We start from the raw sequence: 20,582 nt of genomic DNA, 5'->3' as shown, positions 1-20,582 counted from the left end.
CAGTAAGTAAGACTTTGTCGGCCGCCAAAACCATTACTTTCGACTTATATTATTAATATCGGCAGGATGATGTAAATTGTTGATACTTTTTTGTAGATTTCTTAAAAAAATTTGAAAAAATTTTGACTCATGCTGTCATGCCAATAGATTACTTGTTGAATTTAGAAAGAATATCGTTTGCTTTGCTATCGAATTGAATCGCTGATTTATTCTCCTGCTCAATAGCTTTATATATTTCTTCGCGATAAACAGAAATTTCAAGAGGAGCTTCTATCCCAATCCTTACTTGATCACCCTGAACATCGAGCACAGTTAGGACAATCTGGTCCCCTATTACAATTTTCTCACCTTTATTCCTCGATAAGATCAGCATCTGATGGACCTCCCATGATGATAGAGTGTCTTATTTGATAATCAGGGTTGTCTAATATAAGTTGAACTGCTTTATTCTCGGATTGATTAATCACAATAGGGGCTTTTAAATTGGCTGTAATATCTGTCTCGGATCTCACTGTAATAATTACTTTAATTTGCACATCCATATCCGAATGCAGGTTTAATTTATTTTTGACTGTATCTGTTAAATCAAACTCATATTTTTGAAAGAATGAGAACGGATCTGTTACTACGAATGCTAAATCAGGATCCAATGTTGACTGAAGGAATTGAAATGGGCTTCCTGGATGATCCATAAAAACAAATTGGTTCATCTGTTCAAAGCCTAGTACACCATTAACAAATGTAATTTCCTCGTTCTGCTCATATTCAACTTCTCCAAACCGTGTTGTTTGAATGATCATTTATTTCCCTCCACAATAAAAGAATAGCTATAAGTTTATTATAGCTATTTCTCTAGGTTCATTATATATAAGCATCTAAGTTCTCTCCTGTGCTGGAGAAGAAAATATAGTTCTTTTGAATTAAGTAGGGATTAACCCTACCCGGGTAATAATCAACAACAGGTTTATGAATCTCGGGATGTGCTTCTGCTTTTCCAGGTTGGACTTCCGTCTTAATAGTTCCAGGAGTAAACTGCACATCAACGTTATCATACGAAGCTTCGCCTAGAAGATCCATCTGTCGTTCTTTAAATACGTGGTTTCTGGCAATCTCCGCAAAAGCATTCACGTGGTTTTGGATTGCCATCATTCTATCGCCATCTTGAGCAATTTCACCGATATATTCCATCGAGGTTCTTAATGCATTCTGCGCGATACGGTCCGTAATTTCATCAAAGTTTGCTCGGGCTAATGCAGACCACGCTTTTCTCGAATCAATCTCAAGTTGAGGCTTTTCTGTCGAAAGAAAAATCTTCGCAGGCTCTTGATGTAAGTTAAGCTCAGCATGAGGCTGTTGAATGTATAACTCTCCTCGAGTTGTCGTCATTCCTATTTGAGCATTACCCTGATTAATTTGAATTTTAGGAAGCTGCATCTTACTAACCTCCTATTTCAGGAAGTCCAGTAAACTAGGTCGAATAACCCTTGCCATCGTATCCAGAGAGGCTTGGTAAATGCTCTCTGCTGTTTTCACATCGGTAATCACTTTCGGCATGTCGATATCTTCAACCTTTGACTGCAAATCAGTGTAGTTCAAACTTAGATCATCCAAACGACTGCTCGTAAACTCAAGCCGATTCTGCTTAGCTCCCACATCTGATTGAGCAGTAAGTACACGATCTATACAAGTTTGAATTCCCGCTATACTCGTTTGAATATTTGTAGTATTGTCACTATTCAAAGCATTTTTCAAGTTGTCGATTACTTTAAATATATTACTTGTATCTGTGTACACACCAACAGAACTACTAAAATCCCCAAAAACGTTGGATCCTAATGAATTGACGTCGGCATAAATCCCTGCACCAACCTGATATTTAATAGATCCTTGATCCAATATGTAATTTTTATTAGCAGGATCAGTTGGGAATGGTTGCTGATCTACCTTTTCCCCGTTAAAAACATATTTGCCTTTATATTGAGAATTACCGATTGAGACCAGTTGGTTATATAGTTGCTCTACTTCCTTGGCAATAGCTTTCCGAGCATCAGCTGGAGCTGTATCGGTTGCTCCTTGAATCGTTTTTTCTGATATAGTTTGAAGAATGTTTATCGTCTCTGTCATAACAGTATCATTAAATTTCAACCAAGAGTCTGCATCCTGTGTATTTTCTTGGAATTGATCCGTATGACTGATCTCTCCGCGATAACGGAGAGCATTAGCAACACCGACAGAATCATCCGATGGACGGTTTATTCTTTTATTGGTCATTAATTGTTCTTGACTACGATCTAGCCGACTATAATTCGCTTGTAAATTAGTCATCATTGACGAGTTCATCATCGATTGTGTAATCCGCACGCTAACTCCTCCTATCTACCGACAACACCGGTTCCATTAATTAATTTATCAAGCATTTCATCCATGGCTGTAATAACACGAGCAGATGCACTGTAAGCATGCTGGTATTTAATCAAGTCTGCGCTTTCTTCATCTAAGGACACACTGCTCACAGCCTGTCTGAGACTTTCTGCATGATCTGTCAAGAGTTTATTATTTGCCTCCAATTTCTGGGAATACTCAGATTGAGCGCCAAGTTGACTGACTACAGCTTGAAAGTAACCCTCATAAGTAGCCGTTTGTGAAATGGCTCCCGTCGAATTAAAGTTAAATGTTTTTTCTGCAAGACCCGCAATTAAAAGTCCAAGATCGCCATTGCCTTGTATTACTTTTTCGGTTGGAAGTGCAGGTGGAGCTGGATTCGTCATCTCCGTACGCATGGATGCAGCGAACTTCTTAAGATCTGAGGCTAAAGCAGGATTAAGTTGAATATTCCCAGCAGTAATGTTCGCGCTACCATCAGATGTTGTAAAGAAGTCAAGGCCGTTCGTCGCAGGGTCTTCTAATGTATACCCCAATTTATGCAAGCCATTCAAACCGTCAACCGTATATTTGGTATCATTCATTAGTTTTCTTGGATTTGTCGGGTCCATAACAGCCCCCGGAATAATTAACCCTTTAGGCAGGATAGATCCTGCAGGAAGCGTTACTTCAACTTTACCTGTAGCGAGCGTATTAGCCATGATATCCATTTGGTTTATATACTCCGCTACATGAACATCCCTAGAAACAACATAACCTTCTATATTCCCGCCTTTAATATTTGGAACGTCGGAAATACTCACTGTGGAGGAATTCAAATTATCTACAACCAATTTATTACCAAAAGTAAGTTGATAATCATTGGTTCCTTCTGTTACTTTTACATTACCAAGCGTAGAAAGTTGATCTACGAGTAAATCTCTTTTGTCCCGCAAATCATTTGCATCGTCGCCTGTTGCTTCTATTCGTTTAATTTCTTTAGTCAAATCGGAAATTTGGGTAATGTAATTATTGGACTGAGAGATACTTGCATCAATCTTGCTAGTAAGCTCATCTTTAAGTGAATTTAATTGTGAAGATACATGGTTAAAAGATTCAGCTAATGCAATAGCTTTTTGTTGAACAGCTGATCTTGAGGCTAAGTCCATGTTTCCTGGATTCTTGCTAAGTACTTGCCAAGCGTTCCAGAATTCTGATAAACTTTTACCTATAGCGCTATCTGATGGTTCGTTTACAATACCTTCGATGTTCGATAAGGTCTCTCGTTCGACTGTAGATTGTGAGAGCAGATTATTTTGATCCCGATACTGTACATCAAGGAATATATCCCTAACACGTGTGATCGACGTGACTTCTACTCCCATTCCAATTTGCCCTGGAGCTGTGGATTTACTCAATCCGGGCATTTCAAGAGGTTTAGATGCCTCCATATTCACTCTTTGCCTGGAGTATCCTGGCGTATTAATATTGGAAATGTTCTGCCCAGTCGTGTTAATAGCTATTTGTTGAGCCACAATTCCCCGTTTTGCAACTTCCAGTAAATGAAATGTTGAACGCATCCTTTCACTTCCTTTTTCACATTATTTATATTCTCGAATCAAACATCGTTGAATTCCGCTTAATCCCATGCTGTTGATTTGGATTCTTATATATTAATTCTTGTTCAAATGAGCCCGTTAATAAGTCCAGAGAAAGGTCAATAAAATTTAGTGAGAGTTTAACCAATTGCTTATTCGTTAAGTTCGCTTCTTTCAGTTCATTCAACTTCAATTCCAGATTATTGCGGGCATCCAATAATTGTAACTTCTCCTCAGCTTTAAAGATAATTTTTATAAAATCACTCAGGGTTATGGATGGGTTAGGTTGATAACATCGAGATATCATATATTCACACACTAAAACCACTCGCTTTTGATCTAAATCACTAATATCTTTGATGAGTTTAGCCTCTTTTTTGACAATAGCAGCTAGCTCATTCACATCGTTACGCATAATAACATTTCGTTTTCCAAGAGAAAATTGTACTAGTTCCTCATGAAGTTCTGTCATCTCATTCAATAAATCAACTATGGCTGTTATGGACACTTCAAAAACCACCTATTCCTCTTTACATAAAATATCATTTAATATAAGGGAACAACTTCTCAGCAATTTTACGAGCTTCTACATGATAAGTTCCCGCTGATACGGATTCCTTAAGCTCTTGAATACGTTGCTTTTGTTCGTTACTCCGAACTGCCGATGCATTCTCCAGTAATTCTTTGGCCTCCGCAGAGATCTGCACTTCGTCTTTCCTTTTTTTCTTTTCCGTTCCGTTTACAGATCTGTTTTCATTGCTTTGTATATATTTATTTATATTTCCAATTCTTTGATTTTCATTGATTTTCATTGGTTACACCTCAATATCTCTTTATAATGAACAAAACCGATAATCGTTAATACTATTATCGGCATCCGGCATATGAAACTTTATATCAATCCAATTATGATTATTAGTGCCTATTCTTTAAACGATCTTTAATTTTAAAACTACTCCTGGTTTCTTCTACGTTTAACTCTTTCCGTCGTTGCTCCTCCTCTGTATTGAGCCTCACATCTTTGGCTAATTTACTTCGGCAGGACTCGCAAATTGTTTTATCTCTAATTAATGTCCCGCATACTTCGCAAGGGTATGACATATTGGGGGCATTTATAATAGAAATTCGACCTTCACGAATGAATTTAGTTATCTGTTTGGTTGAAACCTCTGTTGCTTCGCTCAATTCGTTAATAGTAGCCCCTCTATTTTCACGTAAGTACTTCAAACATTTATCGTACTGCAGTTCCAAATCCTTTAAACAATTCAGGCATAGCTCAGCAAATCCCTTAACGAAAATCTTCCCACAACGTGGACAATTAGCAACGTTCATGCCCATTATATGGCCCCCTTCTATTGTTCCCAATACCCATTATTTAATTCCAGTTTACCGCAATTCGACAGCGTTTGCCTATTAATATTTTGAATGGTATGCGTCTTGTAATCTTTCTACCTCGCCCAAGTTATCCCGAATACTTTTACCGGTAGACACTCAGAAAGGACTTTAGCACATTGATTCATAGTACTCCCGGTTGTGTATACATCATCCACAATGTAAATGACGTATGAGGCTGCCAGGTAGCTTGTCAATTGACTTTGGAACATTTTGTCCATCTCAAAAACATTCGTCAAATCGTCCAGTCGCTCACTCCTCCTCTTGAAGCTTTGTTTATCTGTATGTTTGGAACGATTAAGAAGAGGTACAACAGGGATTCCGGTAATTCGGCCTAACTCATTAGCCATCTGCTCGGCTTGATTAAAACCGCGCTCCAGCAATCTGCGCTCACTTACAGGTACGAATGTGATAAGCTCCTGAAACGAAGGCGATTCTGCACATCGTTGCTGTTCCATTTCCTTCTGCAATAAGTGATAAGCATGAACGAGCATACCCCCAATAATGCCCTTGAGCCTTTCGTCTCCCCGGTATTTGTAACGGGCTAAAAGCCCTTTCATCGTTTCGTCATATCTCACCGCACTGCGGCTTTGCGAGAAGTAAGCGTACTGCCTTCTTTGACAGTCATAGCATACCTCCCCCCGCCCGCATATTCGGCAAAGCGCTTCTCGAATCCAAGGTATTCGTATATAACATGAATTGCACAATCCCAGCTTTTCAACCTGAATTCTGCTGGGCTGTTTACATACTAGGCATTCCTTCTTCATAGGGCTAAGCAGCGAATAGACGGCTGCCCTCATTCCTTCCAGCCAAACTCTCCAAACTCTCATTCATTTCCCCCTTTCAAAATAACCTTGTTTACGCGCGATGCGGTTCATTTTCCTAATTTGTCGAACAGCCTCCTTCTGTGAATGTGTGATTTCTTTTGCCGCAAAATAAACCATCCCAGCCGGGTCATCCTTTGATCTGCCAGCCCGCCCTGCCATCTGAACAAGTGCCGCTTCGTCAAATAACTTTGAGTCAGCCTCCAAAATAAATACATCTGACTTGGGTACAGTAACTCCTCGTTCCAGAATCGTTGTTGTCACCAGCAACCGTATGTCCCTATTTCGAAAACGTTGTACCTTCTCAACTCGGGTAGGGTCCTTCGATGAAGTTCCTTCGACAGACACTGTGATACCCGCCTGACTTAACTTTGCCCTTAGCAAATTCACCGTAGGTTCCACTAACCGAATGTTAGGAACAAAAATAAACAACTGCGCACCACGATCCACAGAAGCCAATAGCCTTGAAAATAACGAGTTAGGCAGATTTCGAAACTGTATGAATTTGCTTAGGGATGAGACGGCTATTAACTGTGGAACCGGCAAAGGGTTCCTATGAAAACGTACGGGCACTCGCACATGAGGCAGTTGGCCACGCTCAGCTGCCTGCCTAATAGTTTTCGGCGGTGTTGCCGAAAGCAAAATATTAACGCCGCTAGGCTTACAGACCTTAGCGGCGGCATAGGTAAGCATTGGGTTGTTATGATAAGGAAATGCATCAATCTCATCAATAATGACAAGGTCAAACGCTTCATAAAACCGCATGAGCTGATGCGTCGTCGCAATTGTGATCTGCCCCTGCTCCCACCGCTGCTCGCTACCTCCGTAAAGCGTCACTACGCTATGGCCGCTAAAAGCACGAGCTATTCGGGGCTGTAGCTCCAGCACCACGTCTTTGCGCGGGGTTGCGATAAGGACACGTCCTCCCCTGGCCACTGTGTGATGAACGAAGGGAAATATCATTTCCGTCTTTCCCGCGCCGGTAACCGCCCAGATAAGAAACCGGCGAGGCGCTTGAGCTAGCGATGCTCTTTCAACTAGCTCATTCTCACCAATTATAAAGCGCAGCCCTTCCAGAGATGCCCTAGCCTGAGCTTCGCTAAGCCCCCAGGGTTCAATACTGGCTTGAAGATTCTCCTGAGCCGAACCCTTAACGACAAACTTTTGTCCCCGTTTAGAGTATGTACTGTTTACCTCGAATACATCTCTTGCTGCACGTCCAAGTATGAGCAGCGAGCAAGATCTCGCCCTTCCCATCGTCAAGCATGCCTCACAGTACGGACAATCCTGGCCGCAATGCTGGCAAGCCGTCCAATACATCTGCTCATCAACACTGCCGCAACGATTGCAGCAATATGTCATCTTCTCGCTAAACATCCGGCGCCAGTCACGGAACTCTTCCATTCGCAGGGCAGTCTCCAACGTTATATCACCGTTAAGATGAGCAAGCTGAAGATAGCTCTGAAACACTTCCCCAACGCCGCCAAGCTCTATGCCAGATGCTTCTAGCAACTGCTCAAACTCCTCGATAAGCAGCGACCTGCCACTGCAAGCTGTTACAAGCTTGGCATAGAGCTGCGAGTCTAAGGTGACTCTCGGACGCGTGTCTTGCTTCCATGTCTCCATCGATACTTTTTTCATTTCAAAAGTGTCACTGCTTTGCAGACCACAATCCTTCGCGACCTGACGAAAGAACTGCAGCATTCTCTCATCATTCGCACTTGCTAGCACCGAACTAGCATCATTGAGTTTGCGTAGCATCCGCACACCCTGCCCAAACGAAATAAAAGGTTCGAACACTACGAGGCCGGCGTCGGCTGCGTATTGCTCGAACCAATATTGAATGTCCGTCATAAGGTGAATTGTAAAATGCCACTTCCACTCTTTATTCAAACAAACTGCGTAAAGTTGAACCTTCATTGCCCACCTTACTCTCTTTTTCAAAATAACAGCTTTAAGCGAATGCTGCTAAACGACAGGGATCTTCACGAGGTCTTCCCTGTTGCTGAGATGCACAACAACAAGGGGTTCTCCAGCATGTTGACTCATGAATTGATCAACAGCATCATAGTCCGTCTGATATCTAAGCTCAAGCAAATGGGTATGAGATAATCGTTCTATAATTTGCCTCGTATCGTCAGTCGATCCTTCATCGAAAATTGTAGCCGTAACTTCGTAGCCCTTTAAACCAGAGAAGAAAAAAAGTGAACGAATATACCATTCAATTTGATTTTGATTATTTTTGGTGACAAGCAGAACTTTAGCCGGCTTCTTATTTCTACCCCTACGGGTTCCGAACAATAGATGAAGCACAGCGATGCTTATTCCGTAGCAACCCAAGATCCAAAGCAATCCAATCCACATAGCGGATCCCTCCCTTATTTGCAGTGTATGCCGCAAAAAGTAGAGGGGTTCCTACAAAGGGTGTCTTACAAGGTTACCCAACCATTCTTAATCGCAATGATAACCGCTTGTGTACGATCATCTACTTCCATCTTTTGGAGTATGGAACTGACATGGTTTTTCACCGTTTTTTCACTGATATAGAGAAACTCTCCGATCAGTTTATTGCTTTTGCCTTCTGCCATAAGACGAAGAACTTCCGCTTCCCGTTTGGTAAGTGGACTGTTGGTATTATGTATATACTTAAGCGCAGAATCCTTAGCACCCTGCCCTGAACCAACCACACCGACGTCATCTAAATATGTCATACGTCTAAGCTGATTGATCAGTTTACCTGTAACTTTCGGATGAATGTAGGCGTGACCAGCAACAACGGAACGGATCGCATTAATCAAAGACTCCGCTTCCATATCCTTAAGCAAATAACCTGAAGCTCCTTTGCGCAGGGTCTCGAACACATAGCTCTCATCATCATGAAGTGAAAGGATAATAACCTTAATATCAGGGAAAATAAGCTTTAGGCGCTCAGTCGCGACGACACCGTTCTCAAGCGGCATGTTAATATCCATGAGAACAATATCCGGTGTGATTTGATTGCAAAGCTCGATAACCTGAATACCATCACCACACTCACCGATGACTTCCATATCATCTTCCATATTGATAATCCGTTTAACGCCTTCACGAAAAAGCTGATGATCGTCCGCAATAACAATTCGTACATTGCGCTTATGACTCGCCGTGTTGTCCATTTTGATTTTCCTCCTTGTTCTCTGCACCGCCGCCAATAGGGATCAGCATTTTAATTTTGGTTCCGGAATCTTTGGCGGAATCAATGATCATTGTGCCTTCCAGTAGCTCCACACGCTCACGCATGCCCAGCAGCCCGAAATTGTTCCCTTTAGCTATTTTCTGCTCTGTTTGCGGCACATCGAAGCCGACCCCATTATCTACAACGTAGATTTGTACTTGATCAGATTCCAGTGTTAGCTCAACAGATAAGAAAGTTGCCTTCGCATGTTTTATTACATTAGATAGAGCTTCTTGCACCAGTCGGAAAATCGCAATTTCAAGCCCTGATGGAATGCGAGTTTGCTTGCCTATGAGATTGAACTGCGTACGAATTCGATACTTCTCTTCAAAATCTTGAACATATTTACGCAGTGTCGGCACGATGCCTAGATCGTCAAGCGCCATTGGGCGGAGATTGAAGATGATCTTGCGAACTTCTTCAAGCCCCCCTCTGACTTGACCCTTTAGATCCACTAGCTCTTCCTTTACTGCAGGGATGTCTTCTTTCATAAGCATACGCTGCGCAATTTCAGTGCGAAGCACGACGTTCGCCAAGGTTTGAGCCATACCATCGTGAATTTCACGTGCTATACGCTTTCGCTCTTCCTCTTGCGCCAAGATAATTTTTAAGCCAAGCAACTGCCTGTTTTTAGCCGATTCTAATATGCGAGTGACCTGATTGAGATCTCCGGATAAGTATTCTAAAACTACATTCATCTGAGAAACGATCGTTTCAGCCCGCTCTACCTGCTTGTCTACATTCTTAGTGCGCACTTGCAGGTCATTGCGTCTGGTCTTCAGATTATTTTCTTTTTCCCTAGCAATAGTAAGCTGTAATTGAAAGGCAATAGCCGCTTCATAAGCAACCTTAATATCTTCCTCACGGTATTTATTAAAGTCACGACTGACTTCCGTAAGTCGAATGCGGGAACGCTTGTAATCCTTCTCTAGCTTGTCGACCAAATCAATCGTGATACTCGTTTCATACTTGATTTCCTCAAGTTCACGAGTAAGCGATTCTTTCTCCAAGCGAGAAGCTTCAGCGATCTCAAACATCTGATACTTGCTGCTCTCCATGACGTTAATTGCGTTTTTTATGACACGATCTATAGCGTCTGGTTGCAAATGAAACATGCTCCTTTTTGTTGAACGATATTAGAAATTAGTCTACCCCATATTGTACCATAGTTCTTACAATTTGAATTGGACTTCTAGCACTATTTATTCGATAGAAATTCCGTAATTTTGGGGATCCCAGCCTACCTTAAATCCTAATTTCTCAGAAACCACACGCAGCGGCACCATGGTCACATTATTCATAATTTTTGGCGCAACTTCCGCAGTGACACGATTCCCATTTGCCAGTAAATCAGCATTATCAATCCACAGGTCAATTAACTTGTCCCCGCGAATAACGGTTACTTTCCGCTCTTTATCATCCCACTTCACGTTACCGCCAAGAGCTTCGGTTACAAAACGAATTGGAATAAGTGTATTGTCATTCACAATCGTGGGAGCTTGCTCTAGTGTCATGGCCTTATCATTAACTGTTACTTGTTTCTTATTAACCGTAAGTTTCACTGAATTTTTCGGTAGAGCTGGCAACTGTCCCTTATAAATAAAAGAAATATCATCGATACTAATTTTCCCTTTGGGGGCTCTTTCATCCTGTCCATTCGCGGGATTAGCTACATATACACTCTTGAGCTTAATCGGGAATTTCAGATCGGATACATCTGCCGTCAATTTGCGCCAACCTGTCCAGTTGGTATTCTCCGTAAAGCTAACATAGTTCAATTTCCCATCGGCATCAACAATTTCAGCACGCACCCAGTTAAAACTACCGTCACCTAGCACCTTAGCCGTAATAAACTCGGGTTCGCCTGCAATCTGAACACCGTTTGTGCCATCAAATCGGGCATACGCTGCTTTCGTTCCTGTACCTTTTGTAAAGTCGTATGTGATCGCCAAATTCTTATTCCCATTTGCCTGTTCAATGTTCACCGAAGAGACAACCTCTGCCGGATATTTATCACCTGTTGTCATGACGGCAGACTTGTCTAAGTCATACCAGATCTTTTCTTGTCCTACTGGAAGAGTAACCATTGTGCTAAAGCCATCATATCTCGCAATCACCTGAGCAGCTTGTGATCCTGAAGCACTATCCACATGAAGAACGCCGTCTTTCAAGCTTCCCTTCACTCCGCTCAATTCCCATGTTGCTGAAGCCGCCGGCAATTCTCTTGTTGCCCCATTCTTAGTTGTTACCGTAATCGGGAGCCTAAAATCCCCACCCTCTGTCAACGAAAAGGCACCTGCATTAAATTTCATTGCATTAATCTGATCCCTGCCGATAACCTCTACGTCCATGGATGCTGAACCTTTGCCTGACTTTGCAGTAATTTGCGTCTTACCAGGCATTGTCGGTGTAAATACATTATCTTTAAAAGATCCGTTTGTCGTAGAACTACTCCAAGTTGGTATAATACCATCTACTGAAATCGGATTATAGTAGTCATCATACGCTTTAAATTGATAAGTGCTGGATTCATTCATGAATAAAATATTTTGACCTTTTAAAATAAGACCTTTCAACTCACCTTTAGGCGCGGTAGAGTATACGCCTACTCCATTTACAACAGAACGCTGATTTCCATTCTCCGTTTTATTCACCAGCTTCGGATCAAAGTCTCCTAGAGGCCTGGACACCATCTGCGTGGATCCTCCACCATCGAGAACCATTCCTCTCCAAACGCCCGCACTGATCATAAACTGCTGGAGCTCCGGAAGCGTCATCCCCGCACTGCCTGCACTACGGTCAGAAGTGATTATGTAGGCTGTCTTCATATCTTTGGAATAGCCTAGAGCCGTTCGTGAACGAGGACTGTAACCGCTGAAATCATTAATATTTCGTGTAAAATAACTCGGTTTCGCCTCATCTACCAGCAGAGTGCTGCCGCCAATGAGCATTTTGAAGTTTTTCCAATCATACGTTTTAGAAGCATCGTGTGGAACCATATCATATTTGGTAGTGATTTTATCTCCGACTTTGAGGTGATTTACGATAAACTCTCGTGCCAAGCCCGAACCTCTGAGAATATAACCATCAGCAGGAGCAACCATTTTGACATTCGTATCTACCGCTATTTCCTTGACGATATCGTTCTGAATAAGCGCTTCTGTTGGAACATGCGTTCCGTCAACAGCTCTTTGTGTCATTGCCCAAGCATTCGTATATAAGAAAAGTCCGTCAGCAATCATGGCAACATCGTTATCGTCCCAATAATAAGTTTTATTCACACCACCAAGCTCAAAAGATGTTCCATCCTTCGCCGTTACCTTACCTTGGAAGTCAAAAATATCAATAATAGGCTGATTAGTCTTCGTTATTGCAAAAGAATAGAGGCCAGATATTTTAGCTGGCGTCGCCATAACCTTTCCATTCGTAATTTGTGCGCCCTCTGGGACACCTTCGGCTTGAGTATTAAAGAAATCTCCATTTACGCCAGCTACGGCGCCGCTATCCTTCACCATGCCCAAAACACTCTGGTTTTTCGTGAACTGCGTATTCGTTCCTGCCATTGCGTCTATCTTCACGTTCGGATTCGTCAAATCGACCTCAATCACGTTGGCGTTCACCGAAACATCCTTATTGCTTCTAGTTGTCGTCCACACATAGTTCTTCATGATTGCGCCTGATGTGATTGTCTCCTGCGAACTTAGTGTCAACGTTGATCCTGCCGCATTTACCGTAGTCCCAGCTACTAATTGCCACACCAATGCGCAAGCCAGCGCACCTACTCCTACTTGCTTCTGTAAAGTCATGTTGCTTTTCCACGCTCCTCTTTCAGTCTAATTCTATTATCTATCATTTTCACGATACATATATAGACTCTTAAACTATGGAAAAAGTTACGATAGTAACGAAGTTGTATTTATACACCAAAAGAGAACTAAAAAGAGAGCTAAACCCTAGTGGGGCCTGCTCTCTGCTTGAGATACAAAACCTGTAAATTTACAGGATACGTTTTAATTTAGCCTCGTGATCTATAGACCGCGCTGACAAGAGTTCAATAATGGAGTGTTGCTGTTCTTGGATGAGCTCAAATCGCTTTACTGTCTCATTAGTTTCCAATACAGCTTGCTTGGTTTGAGTTTGTTCTAGTTCTATTCGGTCTAGGCGCTGGTCCATGCCATCTAGACGTTGGTCCATACCATCGAGTCGGCTATTGATTCCGCCTAGTTGATCTTTAAAACCAGCTAGTTGATCATTAATGCCACCTAGCTCCTTGAACACGGGTACTAATTCGGCTTTCAGCAAGGCCGATAAAGCCTCTTTCAAATCATTGTCCATTTCCAGCACTCCCCGATTCATCTACTTTCAATAGATGCTCATAATCGTAAATCCAGTATATCATATGAATTGCTCTGGATGGAAAAACAATTGGAGTCTATGAATATATTACCATTTATTATACATTAAGTCAAACATATGTTCTTGTTTACTAAAAAGTAAAAAGCCGCCCATATTAGGACGACTTTTCTATATATTTTAAACTAAAGCTTGAGCTTTCAAAATCTCAGCTTTGTCTGTACGCTCCCAAGGAACATTCAGATCGTTGCGGCCAAAGTGACCATATGCAGCTGTTTGACGGTAGATCGGACGACGCAGGTCAAGTTCTTTAATGATACCTGCTGGACGAAGGTCAAAGTTTTTGTGGATCAGCTCAACAAGCTTCTCTTCGCTCACTTTAGCTGTACCAAATGTATCTACTGCAATGGAGACAGGACGTGCAACACCGATTGCGTAAGCCAGTTGAACTTCACATTTTTCAGCAAGTCCAGCTGCTACGATGTTTTTCGCAACATAGCGTGCTGCATAAGCACCGGAACGGTCAACTTTCGTTGGATCCTTACCAGAGAAAGCACCGCCGCCGTGACGAGCGTAACCGCCATACGTATCAACGATGATTTTACGGCCAGTCAAACCAGCGTCCCCTTGAGGTCCGCCGATTACGAAACGGCCAGTTGGGTTGATGAAATAGTTTGTGTTCTCATCCAACAAGTGTGCCGGAACGATTGGAGCAATAACATGTTCTTTAATATCTTTTTGGATTTGCTCCAAAGTAACTTCTTCACCATGTTGTGTGGACACAACGATTGCATCTACACGAACCGGTTTATCATCAATGTACTCAACAGTTACTTGTGTTTTACCATCCGGACGCAGGTAAGGAAGAGTTCCATTCTTACGCACTTCTGTCAAACGACGAGCCAGTTGGTGAGAAATCGAAATCGGAAGCGGCATAAGCTCAGGTGTCTCGTTAACCGCAAATCCGAACATCAGACCTTGGTCACCAGCACCAATTGCTTCGATTTCCTCATCGGACATCGAGCCTTCTCTTGCTTCAAGAGCTCTGTCTACACCTTGGGCAATATCAGGGGATTGCTCATTCAAAGAAACGAGAACCGCACAAGTTTGGGAATCAAATCCGTATTTTGCACGCGTATAACCAATCTCCTTGATTGTTTGTCTTGCGATTGCTTGAATATCTACATATTCAGAGCTAGAAGTAATCTCACCGATTACCAAAACCAAACCAGTTGCTACAGATACCTCACATGCTACACGAGCATTCGGATCATTGGCAAGAAATGCATCCAATACCGAGTCAGAAATTTGGTCACAAATTTTATCCGGATGACCTTCTGTTACGGATTCGGATGTAAATAAACGACGTCCACGTACTTGCGCCATATCATTCATCCTCCTAATATCATTTAGTATGTTTGAAAAGCTTCTACTCGATGCCTCTATATGAAAAAAAGTGGGCCCGGCTTTAGCGGCAGCTTTTCACGCCAAACGGAATCCCTCTTTTGCGCTCAAGCGCTGACAAGATCTTTGAATTCCGCACTTTTAAAACAAATACCAACCAGTGAATCAATGAATAAAGACAACAAAAAAATGAACCTTTCCCGATTGGAAAAGGTTAAATTAAATATTGACCTTCAATTAGTTATCTTACTTTATTTGTCGTCTAGTGTCAATGAATGTAATCGTGAAGAAATTATGAATTATTCCTATTAAATTATAGAGAGAACAAAGCTTCTTCCGCACGTTGAATCAGCCTTTTAGTAATTGTCCCCCCTACCGCTCCTGCATCCCTTGAAGAGATGTGGCCCCAGTAGTCTTCTTTCATTGAGGAGGAAGGAATAGATCCTAGCTCTGTGGCGAATTCCGTATCTGCATTAAATGACATATGCTTCCCCACAGGCAGCCCTAGTTCAGCAGCAATCTCATACTTAAGAACATCTAGTGCCTTCTTTGATTGAGGAACCAACTTGTTGTTGCTTCTAGCCATAATAAACGCCTCCTTAGAGTTTTATTATCAAAAGAAATACTCCGCAGTTGACCTTTGTTGGTACACCTTTATTATGGCTTAATTCTTGGACTCGAACCGGATAAGAAGTTGTCATAATGGGTAAAATTATGGAGAAAATTTATTTAGCTGCCGTACTTCCATCTGCATTAAGCAGAAGATAACTGCCGCGTACCATAACATAAATGTCCGCCGTATTTTTCGGTGAAGGCTTAATACCGCGTCCCTCGGCCGGGAAGATCAAAAGATGATTCAGCGCGACTTCCGTCCCCGCTGGAAGATCCTTGCCACCCGTTACATCCGGGATGCCATTGTCATCGTTGCTCACGGCGAGAACTCGGCCGGAGCGAACGATAAACTCAGCGCCAGCACCGGCGTAAAGCGTTTGTCCATTTGCCAATTGGACAACCTTCATAGACGCTGGCGTTGGGGTAGAGATGCTGACTCCGTTGCTCCCACTGCCAGGCTGGCTTCCGCCAGCACTAGCAGCGATCGCGGAGGCGATGAGTTCCTTCACCTTGGCTTCGCTTAAGGTGTTCTGATCGAAGTAGCTCTTTGTGATCACCGGGTCGGTGGACGAGCCTGGGGTTGGAGCATCAGCTTGAGAAACTGAAATAAATGACGATAATAGTAAAATTGCGCAGCCTGTTGTCAAAATCATTCGTTTCTTGTTCATTAGCAGTAAACTCTCCTGTCATGGTAATCTGTAAAATTAAAGGAAATATTACTTCTTCTGTTGAATTATCTACTAAAAATAATTTAGCAAAATGGAGTGATCCTTATGAAAAAATTACTAACTGTCACTATGATTTTATTCTTTATTACAAGCAGCGTCAACGCATCATCGAGCCGTGGGGATTTCGAGGGGAATCCTATTGTAGGCGTGAAAAGCAATGGGAATGAACTTAATGTAGAAGATACCCCAGCTATCAATTACAAGGGAAGAACGATGGTGCCGATTTATATGTTGAGGCAGCTAGGTGCCGATGTTGTTTGGGAGGATTCGACGTATAGTGTAAATGTTTCTTTGAAAAAGCAGAATCCAAATGAGACAAAAAACACATCTATAATAAATGCTTATAAATGGCTAAGCGATACTGACATGCAAATTTATATGTATGCGAGTAAACTGCAGCAATACATGAATTTAGATCAAGTACCTAACCTTAAAGATTTACTTGATCGTGATTATTTGGAGTTAACAGATGAATACAACAAATCATTGGAGTATGCTACTTCAGTTTATAAAGAATACGGTGCAGATACTGGCATCAATGAAATACTCGCCAGCCAATCGAAAGTGCTTGAATCGGTTGGACAAACGAAAGAATTGTTTAAAATCTGGATGACACTTAAAAACGACGCGCAAATCAGTTCTAGTCTTCAAATGAGCGTTTTTACCAGTATTGAAAACAGTCAGAAAAACATTATAAATACTAACAAATATGTACATACTACATTTATACAAAAATAAAAAGAAGGCCATTTGGCCTTCTTTTTATTAAGCGTTAGCTAACCTTATGGATTAGTTAACAGTTACTGCAACTACAACGGATTTACCGTTTGGAGAAGAAATTGTCAAATCGAATGTACCAGTTCCATTTACACTGATATCACCGTAAGAAGTAATTGTAACATTGCTAATTCCGGAAGAGTAGTGGCTTGCTGCGAATGTTACACCAAGTGTACCATTAGCTTTTTGAGCTACATCTTGCTCAAACTCTTTACCATAGTTATCTGTAACAATCAGGTCTGGAGTAATGAATGCATTTCCACCAGTAGTACCAATTGTCATTGTGCTATCAGCAGCCAATTTATCAACTACCAATGCATCATTCTTAGTAGTTACGGCTACAGTTACTGTTTTAGTTTCGCCTTTAAATGTTTTGTAGGATACATTCAATGTTGCAGTACCTACTTTGTTACCAAGAACGTATGCTTTACCGTTTGTAGGGTTTAAGAATACTTTAGCAGCAGCATTGTTAGATGAAGTAATGCTAGTAATTGTGTAAGCTGGAACTTTAACAACGTCACCAGCAGCGTTCTTAGCAGAAATCTTAACTTCGCGTGCGAACACTTGGCTTTGTGTTACATCTTTAAGAACAGCATCAGAGATGGACTGACCAACTGCAGGTCCATAAGTTGTTGTTACTACAGTACCGCTATCGCTCAAGTTGAACAATGTAGGAACAGCGTTCACGGAGTAAGTCAGATCATCTGTAGTTTTAGCAACAGTTAATGTTCTAGTCAATTTCGAGATCTCAGTACCATTTTTCGTGATTTTTGCTGTGTAATCAACTTTCGCACCTGCAGCAACAGTTCCTGTTGTAAACAAAGTGAATTCTTTATTGAATGCTTTAAAGTCACCAGCAGTCCCTGCACCTTTACCATAAGTTGCAGAAACAAACGCAGTACCAGCTGGGTCTTTCAAACCGATAGTGGAGTTATTGATAACATTACCAGCAACATCATAAGTTGCTGCACTAACAGTTACTAGATATTGGTTACCACTAGCAGCATTGTTTCCTTGGCTATCTGTGAAGTGAGCATCGTCAAGTTTTTTGCCGTATTGGTCAATAACTGCAAGCTCTACTGCTGCTGTAGCACCTGGAAGCGCTGCTTTCGCAGGATCAGTTACTACTTTGAAGTGATCAGGTACACGAGCATCAGCAATTGTGTAAGTTTTAGTGGAAGTGCTGCTTGCGTTAGCTGTTGCAATGATTGCCGTGATAGAAACTGCACCTTTAGCATTGTCATTAATTTGGCTCAAACGAATAGTTCCTCTGTGCTCGCCGGAATCTTCGATTTTCACACTTGTCGCGCCACCAAGGCCTGTCGCACCAGAGATGTTAATATTGATACGTTTGATATTTTGAGTGCTAGTCAGATCATCAACGCTAAGTTGATTGCCAGCAGCGTCATAAGCGATAACTGGAATGTATACATCTTTGTCACCAGCAGCGATTACATCACCAAGGTCACCAATTTCAACTTTGTTAGCAACTTTAGAGGATTTAATGCTGATTTTACCAGTTGCAGTAGCAGCTTGGTTGAATACTGTGAAGTTGTAATCAGCAGCTTTGTCAACATCATTCTTCAGGGAGATCTTAACTTGCGGGATATCGCTTCCGTTATCTTCAAAGTCTACACTAACATCATCACTTGAAATGTAATCATTCCAGATCAAAGTAGTGTCTCCAAACAACTTGTTAGTTGTGTTGTAAACTTTTGCATTGATCAAAGAATCGTAGGAGATTGTGCCGCCGTATTGGTCGAACAGGTTAAGATCGAACTTAACGTTTTCGCCTTTACCGTTCAATGTCTCACCTACGGAGTAACGAGCTGCGCCAAGCTCAAGTTTAGTCAGGATTGGTTGTGTACCAAGCTTGAAGTTTTTAGTAGCAGTAATGTGGCTGTCGTTGTTAACAACAGTTACTGGAATTACAGATACGCCTTGAGTTGTGTTAGGGTTTGCTGTATTCAAAGTAATCAACAAAGTACCATCAGTATCTTTTGTGATTTTTGTGAATGTTGCAGCAGATGTGTATACGTTGTAAGAACCAGCGTTTGTAGTTGCATTCTCACCGTATTGGTTGGAAGCTTTTACTTTAACGATAGTTTTGTCAGCGTAAGCAATTGTATCGCCAGCGTTTACGAAGTCGATTTTTGTAAGAACTTCGTCTTCACCAGTGAAAGTTGCAGTTGTTTTGTCAACAGCTGCTGCATCCAGACCGGAAACAGTTGCTGTGTAGTCGCCTTTGCTAACTTTAACATCAGTCAATGTTAGAACTGCGGATTTTTTGTCATCAGAGAATTTAGTTGTTGTAGCAACATCAGCTGTACCTTTTTTCAAGGATACTTTTGCTTTCTCTGTGTCAACTGGTTTGTTGAAAGTAACAGTTACTTGTTGAGCACCTGTTGCTTTTGCTCCTGTTACGGAAACTTTACCAGGGGATACGTATTGAGCTTTCGCTTCGTATGCACCAGTCAGAAGAAGGTCGCGAGTAGCGTTGGATTGGCCACCGAATTTACCGCCTTCGCCAGCAGGAAGAAGTTTCAGTTCAAGAGCAAGTGCTACATAGCCTTGTGCCCAGTCAGAAACAGTTGTATCAGTACCAGTTTTTGCTTTTGCATCAGCATCTTTGTTCAGTACGCGAACCAAGAAAGTAGCTAGTTGTTCTTTAGTTACTTTACCAGCTGGATTGTAAGTACCTTCGCCGTAACCATCAGTGATGCCAGCAGTTTTCAAAGCTTCGATGTAAGGAAGCGCGTAGCCGTTAGCTGCGTCGTCAGCTTTAACATCAGAGAAGCTGGAAGTTTTAAGGTCTTTATTAACTTCGATACCAGTGATCAAAGCTGCAACTTTCGCGAATTGAGCACGGTTCATTTCGTCTTTAAGACCGAAAGTAGTGTCGCTCACTCCGTCGAAGATACCAGCGCTAATCATAGCGTCGAATTTTGCTTTTGTAGCTGCGTCAAGATCTTTAAGATCTGTGAAATCAGCGGATGTTTTACCGAATGCTACGGAAGAAAACATGGATAATGCCATTGCTGTAGAAAGAACTACGGATAAACTTTTTTTCATAACCTTTTTTTCTCCTCCTTGAATATCTTTGGTTTTATTTTTTAGGTTGAAACTAACAATATTTGAGCTCGATTTACTCATTGTTTGGTTCACCCCCTTTCCAGAGTTAGAGCATTATATAACTAAGTTCGCGTGCAGCTCTAGGGCTACATTGGAAACTAGTAAACTTTAGTAGGAAGAAAGACACCCACACCAATTTACATTATACATTGGTCGAATAGCGTCGTAAAGAGTTATTTTGTAATCT

20 protein-coding genes are annotated in these 20,582 nt (G+C 41.7%); 1 reads left to right on the top strand and 19 read right to left on the bottom strand.

Annotated features, from left to right (window positions below; translation table 11 throughout):
- Nucleotides 1-148: 148 nt before the first annotated feature.
- The 18 genes from csrA to J2Z65_RS24465 form a co-directional block, all read right to left on the bottom strand.
- Nucleotides 149-373, bottom strand: a complete 225-nt coding sequence (gene csrA, locus J2Z65_RS24550; protein WP_167055159.1) for a carbon storage regulator CsrA — start codon at nt 371-373, stop codon at nt 149-151.
- The gene (gene fliW, locus J2Z65_RS24545; RefSeq protein WP_167055161.1) at nt 351-800 is read right to left on the bottom strand and encodes a flagellar assembly protein FliW; all 450 of its coding nucleotides are present in this window, start codon (nt 798-800) and stop codon (nt 351-353) included. Before fliW ends, csrA begins: the two co-directional genes overlap by 23 nt.
- 61 nt (nt 801-861) lie before the next feature.
- Nucleotides 862-1,434, bottom strand: coding sequence for a DUF6470 family protein (locus tag J2Z65_RS24540; protein ID WP_167055163.1), 573 nt, complete (start codon nt 1,432-1,434; stop codon nt 862-864).
- A gap of 12 nt (nt 1,435-1,446) precedes the next feature.
- Nucleotides 1,447-2,361 carry a flagellar hook-associated protein FlgL gene (flgL, locus tag J2Z65_RS35945; RefSeq protein WP_167055165.1) on the bottom strand — a complete coding sequence of 305 codons (915 nt, stop codon included), beginning with the start codon at nt 2,359-2,361 and terminating at the stop codon, nt 1,447-1,449.
- Nucleotides 2,362-2,372: 11 nt separating this feature from the next.
- A complete protein-coding gene (gene flgK, locus J2Z65_RS24530; protein WP_167055167.1) occupies nt 2,373-3,941 on the bottom strand; it encodes a flagellar hook-associated protein FlgK in 1,569 nt (522 codons plus the stop codon).
- 25 nt (nt 3,942-3,966) lie between these two features.
- The gene (locus J2Z65_RS24525; RefSeq protein WP_167055169.1) at nt 3,967-4,467 is read right to left on the bottom strand and encodes a flagellar export chaperone FlgN; all 501 of its coding nucleotides are present in this window, start codon (nt 4,465-4,467) and stop codon (nt 3,967-3,969) included.
- 34 nt (nt 4,468-4,501) lie between these two features.
- Entirely contained in the window at nt 4,502-4,771 is a 270-nt protein-coding gene (gene flgM / locus J2Z65_RS24520) for a flagellar biosynthesis anti-sigma factor FlgM (protein ID WP_167055171.1), read from the bottom strand.
- 103 nt (nt 4,772-4,874) lie between these two features.
- Entirely contained in the window at nt 4,875-5,291 is a 417-nt protein-coding gene (locus tag J2Z65_RS24515) for a TIGR03826 family flagellar region protein (protein WP_167055339.1), read from the bottom strand.
- Between the two features lie 116 nt (nt 5,292-5,407).
- Entirely contained in the window at nt 5,408-6,181 is a 774-nt protein-coding gene (locus J2Z65_RS24510) for a ComFC family protein (RefSeq protein ID WP_167055173.1), read from the bottom strand.
- Complete coding sequence (locus tag J2Z65_RS24505) at nt 6,182-8,095, bottom strand: ATP-dependent helicase ComFA (RefSeq protein WP_167055175.1); 1,914 nt, start codon at nt 8,093-8,095, stop codon at nt 6,182-6,184.
- Nucleotides 8,096-8,143: 48 nt separating this feature from the next.
- Nucleotides 8,144-8,539 (bottom strand): hypothetical protein, encoded by a 396-nt coding sequence (locus J2Z65_RS24500; RefSeq protein WP_167055178.1) that lies wholly within the window; start codon nt 8,537-8,539, stop codon nt 8,144-8,146.
- A 65-nt stretch (nt 8,540-8,604) separates the two neighbouring features.
- Nucleotides 8,605-9,330 carry a response regulator gene (locus J2Z65_RS24495; protein WP_127453353.1) on the bottom strand — a complete coding sequence of 242 codons (726 nt, stop codon included), beginning with the start codon at nt 9,328-9,330 and terminating at the stop codon, nt 8,605-8,607.
- Nucleotides 9,308-10,504: a sensor histidine kinase gene (locus J2Z65_RS24490; protein WP_167055180.1), complete on the bottom strand. Its 1,197-nt coding sequence runs from the start codon at nt 10,502-10,504 to the stop codon at nt 9,308-9,310. The genes J2Z65_RS24495 and J2Z65_RS24490 overlap by 23 nt, the downstream gene beginning before the upstream one ends.
- 87 nt (nt 10,505-10,591) lie before the next feature.
- Nucleotides 10,592-13,195: a stalk domain-containing protein gene (locus J2Z65_RS24485; RefSeq protein WP_167055182.1), complete on the bottom strand. Its 2,604-nt coding sequence runs from the start codon at nt 13,193-13,195 to the stop codon at nt 10,592-10,594.
- Nucleotides 13,196-13,385: 190 nt separating this feature from the next.
- Entirely contained in the window at nt 13,386-13,724 is a 339-nt protein-coding gene (locus tag J2Z65_RS24480) for a hypothetical protein (protein ID WP_167055184.1), read from the bottom strand.
- Nucleotides 13,725-13,922: 198 nt separating this feature from the next.
- A complete protein-coding gene (gene metK / locus J2Z65_RS24475; RefSeq protein WP_167055186.1) occupies nt 13,923-15,128 on the bottom strand; it encodes a methionine adenosyltransferase in 1,206 nt (401 codons plus the stop codon).
- A 331-nt stretch (nt 15,129-15,459) separates the two neighbouring features.
- A complete protein-coding gene (locus J2Z65_RS24470; RefSeq protein ID WP_167055189.1) occupies nt 15,460-15,732 on the bottom strand; it encodes an alpha/beta-type small acid-soluble spore protein in 273 nt (90 codons plus the stop codon).
- Between the two features lie 139 nt (nt 15,733-15,871).
- Nucleotides 15,872-16,426 carry a hypothetical protein gene (locus tag J2Z65_RS24465; protein ID WP_167055191.1) on the bottom strand — a complete coding sequence of 185 codons (555 nt, stop codon included), beginning with the start codon at nt 16,424-16,426 and terminating at the stop codon, nt 15,872-15,874.
- 105 nt (nt 16,427-16,531) lie between these two features.
- Here J2Z65_RS24465 and J2Z65_RS24460 point away from each other — a divergent pair, with 105 nt between their 5' ends.
- Nucleotides 16,532-17,224: a stalk domain-containing protein gene (locus J2Z65_RS24460; RefSeq protein ID WP_167055193.1), complete on the top strand. Its 693-nt coding sequence runs from the start codon at nt 16,532-16,534 to the stop codon at nt 17,222-17,224.
- A gap of 51 nt (nt 17,225-17,275) precedes the next feature.
- Here the strand turns inward: J2Z65_RS24460 and J2Z65_RS24455 are convergent, their stop codons facing one another.
- Nucleotides 17,276-20,416: an S-layer homology domain-containing protein gene (locus J2Z65_RS24455; protein ID WP_167055195.1), complete on the bottom strand. Its 3,141-nt coding sequence runs from the start codon at nt 20,414-20,416 to the stop codon at nt 17,276-17,278.
- Nucleotides 20,417-20,582 lie beyond the last annotated feature (166 nt).

The sequence above is a fragment of the Paenibacillus aceris genome, assembly GCF_017874035.1.
Classification (GTDB): Bacteria; Bacillota; Bacilli; order Paenibacillales; family NBRC-103111; genus Paenibacillus_E; species Paenibacillus_E aceris.
The sequence above is the reverse complement of the archived record's forward strand: the minus strand, read 5'-3'. Positions and strand labels throughout refer to the sequence as shown.